We start from the raw sequence: 11806 nt of genomic DNA, 5'->3' as shown, positions 1-11806 counted from the left end.
GGCCCGATCACGGCCCGATCCCGGCCCGCGGCGGGGTCGTTGCGCGGCCCGGGCGGGGGGCTCCCTATGCTTTCGACCATGACGGAGAGCACCGGGATCGACCCCGAGGACAGCAAGATCATCACGCTGGCGCGCAGCGCCCGGGCCCGCAACGGGGTGCCCGAGGGGGCGGCGGTGCGGGACGAGACGGGACGGACGTACGTCGCGGGCACGGTGGAGCTCGACTCCCTGAAGCTGAGCGCGCTGCAGACCGCGGTCGCGATGGCCGTGGCCAGCGGGGCGCGGTCCCTGGAGGCCGCCGCCGTGGTGAGCGCGGCCGACGCTCCGGCCGAGGCCGACCGGGCGGCGGTCCGCGACCTCGGCGGGCCGGACACCCCGGTCCTCCTGGCGGCCCCGGACGGCACGCTGAAGTCCACGACCCCGGCCGGCCCCTAGCCTCCCGGCGGGGTCGCCGTCCCGTGCGGCCGCCGCCCGGCGGACGCCCAGGCGGCCCCGCCCGGCCCTTCCAGCCACGCCGGCGGGGCTGGGGGTTGGCCCGGCCCGGCCGGGTGGCCGGCGGGTCCGGCGGTGGCGCTGACGGCGGGCCCGCGCGGGGGAGGTCGGCTGCCCCGCCGGGAGGCTAGCGGCGGCGGATGACCATGGCCATCAGGGCCGCCATCGCGCACAAGGCACCGGACGCGTACCAGACGACGTCGTACGAGCCCGTGAGGTCACGGGCCAGGCCGCCCAGGAAGGCCACCACGGCCGCGCCGATCTGGTGCGAGGCCAGCACCCAGCCGAAGACGATCGCGCCGTCGTCCCCGTAGTGCTCGCGGCACAGGGCGATCGTCGGGGGGACGGTCGCGACCCAGTCCAGGCCGTAGAAGACGATGAAGAAGACCAGCGGCGGGCGCACCGACGGCGCCAGCAGGATCGGCAGGAACAGCAGCGACACCCCGCGCAGGGCGTAGTAGACGGCCAGCAGCCGCCGGGACTCGTAGCGGTCCGTGAACCAGCCCGAGGCGATCGTGCCGACGACGTCGAAGACGCCGATCACCGCCAGCAGCCCGGCGGCGGCCGTCACCGGCATGCCGTGGTCGTGCGCGGCGGGCACGAAGTGCGTCCGCACCAGCCCGTTCGTCGAGGCCCCGCAGATCGCGAAGGTGCCCGCGAGGAGCCAGAAGGGGCCGGTCCGGGCCGCCTCGGCCAGGACCTTCAGCGTGCGCCGGGCCGCACCCGCCGCCGGGGCGGGCCTGGGCGCGTACGTGCCGCCGTACGGCGCCAGCCCCACGTCCGCCGGGTGGTCGCGCAGCAGCAGCCAGACGAAGGGCACGACGGCCAGCGCGGCCACGGCGACCGTCACCGTCGCCGGGCGCCAGCCGTGCCGGTCCACCAGCCACGCCAGGAGCGGCAGGAAGACCAGCTGCCCGGAGGCCCCGGCGGCGGTCAGGATGCCCGTGACCAGGCCGCGCCGGGCGGTGAACCAGCGGCCCGTCACCGTCGCGGCGAAGGCCAGGGCCATCGAGCCGCTGCCCAGTCCCACCAGCAGGCCCCAGCACAGCACCAGTTGCCAGGGCTCGGTCATCCAGACCGTGGCCAGCGCACCGCCCGCGATGACGGTCAGGGCCACCGCCACGACGCGCCGGATGCCGAAGCGGTCCATCAGCGCCGCGGCGAAGGGCGCGGTGATCCCGTAGAGGGCCATGTTCACCGAGACGGCCACGCCGATGGTGCCGTGCGACCAGCCGAACTCCTCGTGCAGCGGCTCGATGAGCAGTCCTGGCAGGGAGGCGAAACCGGCGGCGCCGATGATCGTCACGAAGGTGACGGCGGCGACGAACCAGGCGCGGTGGACGCGTGCGGTCTTCGGCGGGGGAGGGGAGTGGGGGAGCGTGCCGGGGGCGGGGGCTGTCTGTGTCACGCCGACAGCTTCCGGCCGGCGGGCCCCCGCCGACAGTGGCCTGACTGTCATGCTTCGATACGATCGGGCCATGGAGTCTTCGCCCCACCGCGTCGTCGTCCTGGCCCTCCCGGGGCTGCTGCCCTTCGAGCTCGGGATCCCCCACCGGATCTTCGGCCGCGCCAAGGACGGGGACGGGCGGCCGCTGTACCGGATCCTCACCTGCGGGCTCGCCCCCGGCCCGGTTCCCACGGACGCCGACTTCGACATCCACGTCGCACGGGGCCCCGAGCTGCTCGCCACCGCCGACACGGTGGTCGTGCCGGCCTCGTACGAGTTGGGCCCGGTCCACGAGGAGGGCAGGCTGACCGACGAGCTCGCGGCGGCGCTGGCGCACATCCGGCCCGGGACCCGGCTCGTCTCCATCTGCACGGGCGGCTACGTGCTGGCCGCCGCCGGCTACCTGGACGGCCGGCGGGCCACCACCCACTGGGCCTCCGCCGCACACTTCCAGCAGCTCTTCCCGGCCGTGCGGGTCGACCCCGACGTGCTCTACACCGACGACGGGGACGTGCTGACCTCCGCGGGCGTCGCCGCCGGCATCGACCTGTGCCTGCACATCGTGCGCCGCGACCACGGGGCGGCCGTCGCCAACGACGCCGCCCGGCGGACCGTCGTACCGCCCCACCGCGAGGGCGGACAGGCGCAGTTCATCGAACGCCCGATGCCGGAGCCGCAGCTCGCCACCACCACCGCGGCCCGCGCCTGGGTGCTGGACCGGCTGCACGAGCCGCTCCGGCTGACCGACATGGCCCGGCAGGAGGCCATGTCGGTACGGACCTTCACCCGCCGCTTCCGGGAGGAGGCGGGCGTCAGCCCGGGCCAGTGGATCACCGGTCGGCGGGTGGAGCGGGCGCGGCGGCTGCTGGAGCAGACGGAACTGTCGATGGAACAGGTCGCGCGGGAGAGCGGCTTCGGGACGGCGCAGTCGCTGCGCAAGCACGTGCAGGCGGCGCTGGGGGTGAGTCCGACGGCCTACCGGCGGACCTTCCGGGCCACCGCAGGAGCGGGAGGCAGCGACACCACGCCGCCATCTCCTGATGGGCCATCAGTCGATGTGGGGTCCGTGCATTGACTTCTCCCGTCGTCCGCTCGTGAATGGCCCCCTGCGCGGGGCGCGGCGCGAGGGAACCCAGGGGGCGGGCAGTGCGAACACGGGCGCGGAACCGGAGATGGTCGGCAGCGGTCGCCGTGGCCGCTCTCGCGGCCTCGGCCGGGGGCGCCCTCGGCGCACCCGCCGCGGCCGAGGGGGAGACGCCCCCGGGACAGGTGGACTTCCCCACGCAGTGCCTGGCGCCCCAGGAGGCCGGACTCCCGCCCGCCGCCGGGCGGACCACCGCCCGGATCACCGTGGACGACCCGGCACCCCGGGTCGGTGACACCGTCACCGTGACCTACCAGGTGCTCGGGACCCCGGCCCTGAACCCGGTCGGCGGTGAACTCCCCGCCGACACGCTCACCCCGGCCGGCCGGATCCTGCTGGCGGGCGCCCAGAGCGGCGAGGTCACCGTCGTCGGCGCGCAACGCAACGACCCCGTCCCGGCCGGCGCGTCCCTGCCCGCCGTCACCATGACCGGTACGTTCACCGTCACCGCGCCCGGCGAGATCACCCTGGCCCCGGGCGCCTACACCCTGCACACCGGCCACCGGGTGGACCTCGACACCACCTGCACCGCCGCCGCCCCGGACGCCGCGCCCGTCTCTGCCCGCCTCACTGCCACCGGACTGCCCACGGCCAACCTGCGCACCGTCCTCCTCGCGGCCGCCCACGGTAGGCCCGGAGCCGGGGTGAAGGTCACCGCCGCCGGTTTCCCGCCGGGCGCCGCCGTGACCGTCGCGGGGCGGGCCGGCGCCGCCGAGACCGCGGACCGGGTGAGCGCCACCGCCGACGGCCTGGGCACGGCGGTCGTGGAGCTGCCGGTCACCGACCGGGCCACCACCGCCATGATCGCCTACGAGGGTGCGGCCTGGTCCGCGCGGCAGGGCTCCGGTCCGGCCGCGTACACGGTCGTCGACGCGGCGCCGCCGACGTCGGGCACGCAGAAGGTCACCGCCACCGTTGAGCCGGGCGGGCTCGGCATGACCCAGGCGGGCGAGGACATCACCCTCGGCGCGGTCCCGTACGGCGACGGCGGAGCCGCCCCCGGCCGGATCGGCACCGTGACCGTCACCGACGACCGCGGCGGTCCGGCCGGCTGGTCCCTGACCGGCAAGGTCACCGACTTCACCGGACCGGGCGGGATCCGCATCCCGGGCGCGTCCCTGTCCTGGACCCCGTCGTGCGTGGCGGCCCCGGGCAGCCCCAGCCCCTGTACGCCGGGCAGTGCGGGCGTCGTCGGCCCGGAGGGAGCGCTCCTGGCCTCCACCCCCGACGCACCACTGGTCGGCGGCACCTTCACGATCGACGCGGCGGTCACCCTGCACGTGCCGCCCTACACCCCGCCGGGCGCCTACACGGCGGTCCTGACGCTGACCCTGTCGTGAGGCGTCCGGCCTCGCGGGCGACCGGGGCGCGGAGGCCCGGGGGCAGGGCCCCGGGCGGCGCCGCGGTGCGAAGCCCCTGGCTCCGGTCGGCCGCCGTGCTGGCGACGGCCGTGGCCGCGACGGGCCTCGTCCTGCTGCCCGGCGGGCCGGCACGGGCCGAGGAGGGCCGGTGGTCCGTCCTGCCCGCCGCGAGCACCGTCGGCCGGCGGCCCTGCTTCCACCTCGCCGCCGCGCCCGGCCGGAGCGTCTCCGACGCCGTCACCGTCACCAACGGGACCGACCGCCCCCGCACGTTCCGCCTCTACGTCGCCGACGCCCACAACACCGCCCGCGACGGCGGCTTCGCCCTCCGCGGGCCCGACGAGCCGCGCCGGGCCGTCGCCGCGTGGACGAAGCTCGAGCGGGAGCGGGTCACCGTCCCGGCCGGCGGTACGGTCCGCGTCGGCTTCACGCTCACCGTCCCCGACCGCGCCGCGCCGGGGGACCACCCCGGCGCCGTCGCGGCCCTGGAGGAACGGCCGCCCGGAGCCGCCGCCCCGCGGGGCATCGGGGTGCAGCAGGCCGTCGGCGCCCGGCTGTACCTGCGGGTCACCGGCCCCACCGCGCCCGCCCTCGCCGTCCGGGACGTCACCGTGGACCGTCGCGGCGCCGACGCGGAGGTCTCGTACACCCTCCACAACATCGGCAACGTCACCCTCCGCCCCCGGGCCACCCTCACCGCCGACGGTGCGCTCGGCCGCCGGCTGCTCGACCGAGGACTCTCCGGGCTGCCCGCCGAACTGCTGCCGGGTCAGGAAGTGCGCCTGCGGGCCCGCTGGGACGGCCCGCCCACGGTCGAATGGGCGCGGGTGGCGGTGCGGGCGTGGTCCGACGGAACCACAGCTCAGGGCCGTGCCGCCTACGCCGCGCACCCGCCGCTCGCGGCTGTGCTCGCCGTCATCGCCCTGGGCTGGTCGGCGCTGGGAGCGGCATCGGGGAGAATGGCCCGTATGAGCGATCGTTCCCCCGAGTCCACCGCCCCGCACCGTGCGGGCTTCGCCTGCTTCGTCGGCCGTCCCAACGCCGGGAAGTCGACCCTGACCAACGCACTCGTGGGCACGAAGGTCGCGATCACCTCCAACCGGCCGCAGACCACCCGCCACACCGTCCGCGGCATCGTGCACCGCCCCGACGCCCAGCTCGTCCTCGTCGACACGCCCGGCCTGCACAAGCCGCGCACCCTGCTCGGCGAGCGGCTCAACGACGTCGTGCGCACCACCTGGGCCGAGGTCGACGTCATCGGCTTCTGCCTGCCGGCCGACCAGAAGCTCGGCCCCGGCGACAAGTTCATCGCCAAGGAGCTCGCGGGGATCAAGAAGACCCCCAAGATCGCCATCGTGACCAAGACCGACCTGGTCGAGTCCAAGGCCCTGGCCGAGCAGCTGCTCGCCATCCACCAGCTCGGCGCCGAGCTCGGCATCGAATGGGCCGAGATCGTCCCCGTCTCGGCGGTCGGCGACAACCAGGTCCAGCTGCTGGCCGACCTGATCGCGCCGCTGCTGCCGGAGAGCCCGCCGCTCTACCCGGAGGGCGACCTCACCGACGAACCCGAGATGGTCATGGTCGCCGAGCTGATCCGCGAGGCCGCCCTCGAGGGCGTACGGGACGAGCTCCCGCACTCCATCGCCGTGGTCGTCGAGGAGATGATCCCGCGGGAGAACCGCCCGGCCGACCGCCCGCTGCTCGACATCCACGCCAACGTCTACATCGAGCGGCCGAGCCAGAAGGGCATCATCATCGGCCCGAAGGGCTCCCGCCTGAAGGAGGTCGGGATGAAGTCGCGCAAGCACATCGAGGCGCTGCTCGGCACCCCCGTCTTCCTCGACCTCCACGTGAAGGTCGCCAAGGACTGGCAGCGGGACCCCAAGCAGCTGCGCAAGCTCGGCTTCTGACCGGCCGCCCGGGCCCGCCCGGCACGCGCTCTAGGCGATGCGCCGGATCTTCAGCGCGTTGTCGGGACGGGTCCCGGGCCGGCCCTCCGGGTCGGTCATGGCCTGCACGTGCTCGGCCGCGGTGAGGACCTCCCAGCCGCCCTCCGGCAGATCCAGCTGCGCCAGCACCTCGTGCGGGGTGGGGAAGTGGATGTCGGCGAGGGCCTCCGGGTTCCACGACGGCCCGCCCGCGTGGCCCACCACGAGGAGGGTCCCGCCGGGGGCCACCGCGGCGGCGGCCCGGCGCAGGATCCGCTCGCGCGGGAAGTCCCCGTAGCTGTGCAGGAAGCACGCCGAGACGAGGTCGAACTCCCCCTCGGGGAAGGACTGCGCGAAGTCGTGCTGCTGCCAGTCGACGAGGTCCTCGACCCCCGCCTCGACGGCGTGCTCGGCGGCGCGGCCGAGGGCCACCTTCGAGATGTCGGTGGCGGTGACCCGCCATCCGCGGCGGGCCAGCCATACGGTGTCCGCGCCCTCCCCGCAGCCGAGGTCGAGGGCCCGGCCGGGGGCGAGGTCCTGGGCCTCGCGGACCAGGAGGGCGTTGGGGTTGCCGCTCCAGATGCGCGTGCTCTCGCCGTAGCGCTCGTCCCAGAACTCCGCGCCGCCGGCGACGGGCCCGTTCCCGTTCTCCTGCGTCTCGTGCGCGTGCTCGTGCGGGTGCTCGTGGTCGTGCTGGTGCGTCGCCATGGGGGCCTCTTCCGCTCGGGGTCTTCGTGCCCCCGATGCTGCGCCCACCCCGCCCCGCTCGGCAAACAATGTTGCCGACCCGGCAAACGGGACGTGGCCGGGGCAGAGGGGCGCGGGCCGGCCCCAGTCCGGTCCCCGCAGGTGCGGGGGGTTGGTCAGGCCCCCCTCGCGTCACTCCCGCAAGGCCGGCGGGGGCGCGCCGCCCGCGCGCCCACTGCTCGTCGTCCTCGGCGGGTGGTGGCCGGCCCCTGCCGGCCGGTGCGGCTGCGGCGCCACGGCAGCCGGAGCCGGCCGGTCATGCCCCGGGCTCCGCCGGCGGCTCGGCGATCAGGGCGGTGCCCACCCGGCGGAAGCCGGCACGGCCGTAGATCCGGGCCACGTCCTCGTCGCCCGCCGAGAGGAAGACCGTACGGGCGCCCCGCGCGCGGGCCTGCGCGACGAGGGCCGAGGTGACCCCGAGGGCCAGTCCCTGGCGGCGGGCGGACGGGAGGGTGCCGACGCCCACGACCTCGGCGACGTCCCCGACCGGGTTGAACATGCCCGAGCAGAGCACCACGCCGTCGCGCACGGCCGCGGCCATGCCGGACGTGCCCGCCGCCAGCTTCGCCGAGACGCTCGCCCGGCGGGTCTCCACCGACGGGTCCTCCAGCGCGGCCGCCAGCTCCGCCGGCCCGGCCTCGCCCACCGCCGTGCCCGGGTCCGCGAAGGCCAGCGCCGGTACCGCCAGTGCGGCCGACAGCAGCGGGTCCTCGGCGTCGAGCAGCCGTACCTCCGGGTGCGGGGGCAGGTCCTCGGAGGCCTCCAGCACCATCAGCGGGTGGGCGTGGACGTGCAGACCCGCCGCCTCCACAGCGGCGCGAAGCGCCGGACTGGTCTCGGCGACCCACTCGAAGGACTCGGGCACGCCGAGTTCGCGCTGGCGGGCGAGGACCCGCTCCACGTCGGCGGCCGTCGCGTCGGAGCCGCCGAGCGCGGGCCGCGCGTAGTACGGCCAGCCCGCGCCCTCCTGGACGAACAGGGTCAGCGGCCCGAAGTCCTCGGCCCGGGCCCCGCCCACCCGCGGCACCGTGTCGTAGTACCGCTCCAGCTCGGAGAGCGGCGAATCGATCATGTGATGGGTCATCCGGCCATCCAAGCAAAGGGGCCGGTGGTCAGGCACCTTCTTTCAGGACCCGGGAGATCAGCGCCCGCTGGGCCTCCGACAGGCGCGGCTCGGCGCAGGAGACCGTCCGGCCGTCCACCGTGATCCGGTAGGAGAAGCCGTCCCGCACCCGGTCCGCCGGGTCGCCGGGCGGGCCGGGCCGCAGCGCGAGCTGGGCCAGGGCCTGCCACTCGTCCTCGTCCGGCAGGCCGGAGGTGTCCACCTCGGCCCGTCGCTCGATGCCCGCGAAGCCGCCCGTCCGTACCACCAGAATCCGCATGGGAGCCGTCCTACCCCGAGAACGGGACGCCCACGACCGACCATGCCTTCTGGAGTGCCTGGTGCTCCGCCCCGCCGTCCCCGTAGCGGGTGGCGGCGGCCGCCGTCGACAGCCGGGCGAAGTCCGCGAAGTCCGCCTTGGGGGTGAGGTCCCCGCCGGTCAGGGTGTCGTACCAGATCTGTCCGGCCCGCTCCCAGGCCTTGCCCCCGAGCTCGGTCGCCGCGATGTAGAAGGCGTGGTTGGGGATGCCGGAGTTGATGTGGACCCCGCCGTTGTCGCTGTGGGTGTTGACGTAGTCGTCCATGGTGGCCGGCTGCGGGTCCTTGCCGAGCTCGTCGTCGTCGTACGCGGTGCCCGGCGCCTTCATGGAGCGCAGGGCGACCCCCGTCACGTCGGGTCCGAGCAGTCCGGCACCGATCAGCCAGTCGGCCTGGTCGGCGGTCTGTTCCAGTGAGTACTGCTTGATCAGGGAGCCGAAGACGTCCGACATCGACTCGTTCAGGGCGCCCGACTGGCCGCGGTAGCGGAGGTTCGCCGTGTACTGGGTGACGCCGTGGGTCAGCTCGTGCCCGATGACGTCCACCGACACGGTGAAGTCGAGGAAGAGGTCACCGTCCCCGTCGCCGAAGACCATCTGCTGCCCGTCCCAGAAGGCGTTGTTGTAGTCCTCGCCGTAGTGGACGGTGGCGTCCAGCGGGAGCCCGGAGTCGTCGATCGAGCGGCGCCCGAAGCCCTTCAGGAACAGTTCGTACGTCGCCCCGAGGCCCGCGTAGGCACGGTTGACGGTGGCGTCCTTGCTCAGCGGGTCGCCCTCCTCGCGGACCTTCGTCCCCGGCAGCTGCGTACGGTGCTGGGCGTCGAAGATCGTCCGTTGCGGATCGTCGCCCGCCGGTGCGGCGGGCGTGGGCACGAGCCCGCGCACGGCGGTGACCCGGCGCCGGGTGCGCAGCAGGGAGTCACGTTCGAGGGTGCGCTGGGCGAGGTCGGCGCGCCGGGTGTCCGCGGACAGCGCGGCCTTGTCGAGGAGGTGCGGCGGCACGACCGTGCAGAAGACGGGGTGGCGGTGAGTGTGGGAGGCATCCATGCCCGGCAATGTGGCACCGAGTCACCGCCATGTCACCAGTTGCAACCATGATTCATTCGGTTGTGTCACCTCCCGTCTCCGCAGAAACGTGCCTGGTGTCATCGCACGGCCGGGCCGGGGCGCTTTGGGGGGATCGCCCCGACCTGGGGGCGGAAAGGAGGCTTGGCTCACATTTGGTGCAAATCGGACGCTCGGGTCTTGCATACTGAAACAGGTCCTCGCGTTACGGCGCGGCTCGGCTAGGCTCGGTCCATCATGCGTTTCGGGCTGCTTCTCCTTAGCTGCCGCGGCGAGGGTCTGTAGTCGTAGGCCGGCCCCCTCCCCGCGGAGTTTGGTGTTGCGGTTTTCACTACCGCCGTCGGCCGTCCCAGCGAACTACCGCGGACACGCGAGGAGCCCAACGCCATGAGCCAGCAGCCTTTTGTCGGTCGCCCCACGCCCATCACGAACGCGACCCACACCCAGAAGTCCTCCGGGATGCCGATCCACAAGTACGGCGCGTACGAACAGGTGGACATCCCGGACCGCACCTGGCCCGATGCCCGCGTCACCAAGGCCCCCCGCTGGCTGTCCACCGACCTGCGGGACGGCAACCAGTCGCTGATCGACCCCATGACCCCCGCCCGCAAGCGCGAGATGTTCGACCTGCTGGTGCGCATGGGCTACAAGGAGATCGAGGTCGGCTTCCCGTCCTCCGGCGAGACCGACTTCGCCTTCGTGCGCTCCATCATCGAAGAGGGCGCGATCCCGGACGACGTCACCATCTCCGTACTGACGCAGGCCCGCGAGGACCTGATCGAGCGGACCGTGGAGTCCCTGGTCGGCGCCAAGCGCGCCACCGTGCACCTCTACAACGCGACCGCGCCGACCTTCCGCCGGGTCGTCTTCCGCGGCTCCAAGGAGCAGATCAAGCAGATCGCGGTCGACGGCACCCGCCTGGTGATGGAGTACGCCGAGAAGCTGCTGGGCCCCGAGACCACCTTCGGCTACCAGTACAGCCCGGAGATCTTCACCGACACCGAGCTGGACTTCGCCCTGGAGGTCTGCGAGGCCGTCTGTGACGTCTGGCAGCCGTCCGAGGGCCGCGAGATCATCCTGAACCTGCCCGCCACCGTGGAGCGTTCGACGCCGTCCACCCACGCGGACCGCTTCGAGTGGATGGCCCGCAACCTGACCCGCCGCGAGCACATCTGCATCTCCGTGCACCCGCACAACGACCGGGGCACCGCCGTCGCAGCCGCCGAGCTGGCCCTGATGGCCGGCGCCGACCGCATCGAGGGCTGCCTGTTCGGGCAGGGCGAGCGCACCGGCAACGTCGACCTGATCACGCTGGGCATGAACCTGTTCTCCCAGGGCATCGACCCGCAGATCGACTTCTCGCAGATCGACGAGATCCGCCGCACCAGCGAGTACTGCAACCAGATGCCGGTCCACCCGCGCCACCCCTACGCGGGCGACCTGGTCTACACCGCCTTCTCCGGCTCCCACCAGGACGCCATCAAGAAGGGCTTCGACGCCATGGAGGCCGACGCGGCCGCCCAGGGAAAGACCGTCGACGACATCGAGTGGGCCGTGCCGTACCTGCCCATCGACCCCAAGGACGTCGGCCGCTCCTACGAGGCGGTCATCCGGGTCAACTCGCAGTCCGGCAAGGGCGGCATCGCGTATGTCCTGAAGAACGACCACAAGCTGGACCTGCCGCGCCGCATGCAGATCGAGTTCTCGAAGATCATCCAGGCCAAGACCGACGCCGAGGGCGGCGAGGTCACGCCGAAGGCGATCTGGGACGTCTTCTCCGACGAGTACCTGCCCAACCCGGAGAACCCGTGGGGCCGCATCCAGCTGCGCTCCGGCTCGACGGCCACCGACAAGGACGGTACGGACACGCTGACCGTCGAGGCGGTCGTGGACGGCGTGGAGACGGTCCTGAACGGCACCGGCAACGGTCCGATCTCGGCCTTCTTCGACGCGCTGGCCGGCATTGGCGTCGACGCCCGCCTGCTGGACTACACCGAGCACACCATGAGCGAGGGCGCGTCCGCCGTGGCCGCCTCCTACATCGAGTGCGCGATCGACGGCCGGGTCCTGTGGGGCATCGGCATCGACGCCAACACCACCCGTGCCTCTCTGAAGGCGGTCATCTCCGCCGTCAACCGCGCGGGCCGCTGACCGCTCGTCCGTGAACCCCGCTCCTCCTTCCGCAGGGGCGGGGTTCCGTCGT

Annotated in this window: 10 protein-coding genes; 5 read left to right on the top strand and 5 right to left on the bottom strand. The window is 73.9% G+C overall.

Annotated features, from left to right (window positions below):
* Positions 1-78: 78 nt before the first annotated feature.
* Positions 79-435 (top strand): cytidine deaminase, encoded by a 357-nt coding sequence (locus tag IH80_RS0103775; protein WP_030957667.1) that lies wholly within the window; start codon positions 79-81, stop codon positions 433-435.
* 184 nt (positions 436-619) lie between these two features.
* Here IH80_RS0103775 and IH80_RS0103770 read toward each other — a convergent pair whose 3' ends face one another.
* Entirely contained in the window at positions 620-1951 is a 1332-nt protein-coding gene (locus IH80_RS0103770) for an MFS transporter (RefSeq protein ID WP_078906310.1), read from the bottom strand.
* A 19-nt stretch (positions 1952-1970) separates the two neighbouring features.
* On the opposite strand from IH80_RS0103770, the gene IH80_RS0103765 reads away from it, so the two are divergent.
* From IH80_RS0103765 to era, 3 genes are all read left to right on the top strand, one after another.
* The gene (locus IH80_RS0103765) at positions 1971-3014 is read left to right on the top strand and encodes a GlxA family transcriptional regulator (protein ID WP_030957661.1); all 1044 of its coding nucleotides are present in this window, start codon (positions 1971-1973) and stop codon (positions 3012-3014) included.
* A 116-nt stretch (positions 3015-3130) separates the two neighbouring features.
* The gene (locus tag IH80_RS0103760; RefSeq protein ID WP_037878783.1) at positions 3131-4423 is read left to right on the top strand and encodes a beta-xylosidase; all 1293 of its coding nucleotides are present in this window, start codon (positions 3131-3133) and stop codon (positions 4421-4423) included.
* A 980-nt stretch (positions 4424-5403) separates the two neighbouring features.
* The gene (gene era, locus IH80_RS44530; protein ID WP_037878811.1) at positions 5404-6354 is read left to right on the top strand and encodes a GTPase Era; all 951 of its coding nucleotides are present in this window, start codon (positions 5404-5406) and stop codon (positions 6352-6354) included.
* 30 nt (positions 6355-6384) lie between these two features.
* On the opposite strand, the gene IH80_RS0103750 is transcribed toward era, so the two are convergent.
* The 4 genes from IH80_RS0103750 to IH80_RS0103735 all read right to left on the bottom strand — a co-directional run bounded on the left by IH80_RS0103750 (position 6385) and on the right by IH80_RS0103735 (position 9585).
* Positions 6385-7080, bottom strand: a complete 696-nt coding sequence (locus IH80_RS0103750) for a class I SAM-dependent methyltransferase (protein WP_030957657.1) — start codon at positions 7078-7080, stop codon at positions 6385-6387.
* A gap of 295 nt (positions 7081-7375) precedes the next feature.
* Positions 7376-8203, bottom strand: coding sequence for a GNAT family N-acetyltransferase (locus IH80_RS0103745; protein ID WP_051808748.1), 828 nt, complete (start codon positions 8201-8203; stop codon positions 7376-7378).
* A 28-nt stretch (positions 8204-8231) separates the two neighbouring features.
* Positions 8232-8501: a protealysin inhibitor emfourin gene (locus IH80_RS0103740; RefSeq protein ID WP_030957654.1), complete on the bottom strand. Its 270-nt coding sequence runs from the start codon at positions 8499-8501 to the stop codon at positions 8232-8234.
* A 10-nt stretch (positions 8502-8511) separates the two neighbouring features.
* Positions 8512-9585, bottom strand: a complete 1074-nt coding sequence (locus IH80_RS0103735; protein ID WP_030957653.1) for a M4 family metallopeptidase — start codon at positions 9583-9585, stop codon at positions 8512-8514.
* 405 nt (positions 9586-9990) lie between these two features.
* Between IH80_RS0103735 and leuA the strand changes: the two genes are divergently transcribed.
* Complete coding sequence (leuA, locus tag IH80_RS0103730) at positions 9991-11754, top strand: 2-isopropylmalate synthase (protein WP_030957652.1); 1764 nt, start codon at positions 9991-9993, stop codon at positions 11752-11754.
* Positions 11755-11806 lie beyond the last annotated feature (52 nt).

The organism is Streptomyces sp. NRRL S-378 (assembly GCF_000720645.1).
Taxonomy (GTDB): Bacteria; Actinomycetota; Actinomycetes; order Streptomycetales; family Streptomycetaceae; genus Streptomyces.
Note: the sequence above shows the minus strand (reverse complement) of the source record. Positions and strands in the feature narration are given on the sequence as shown.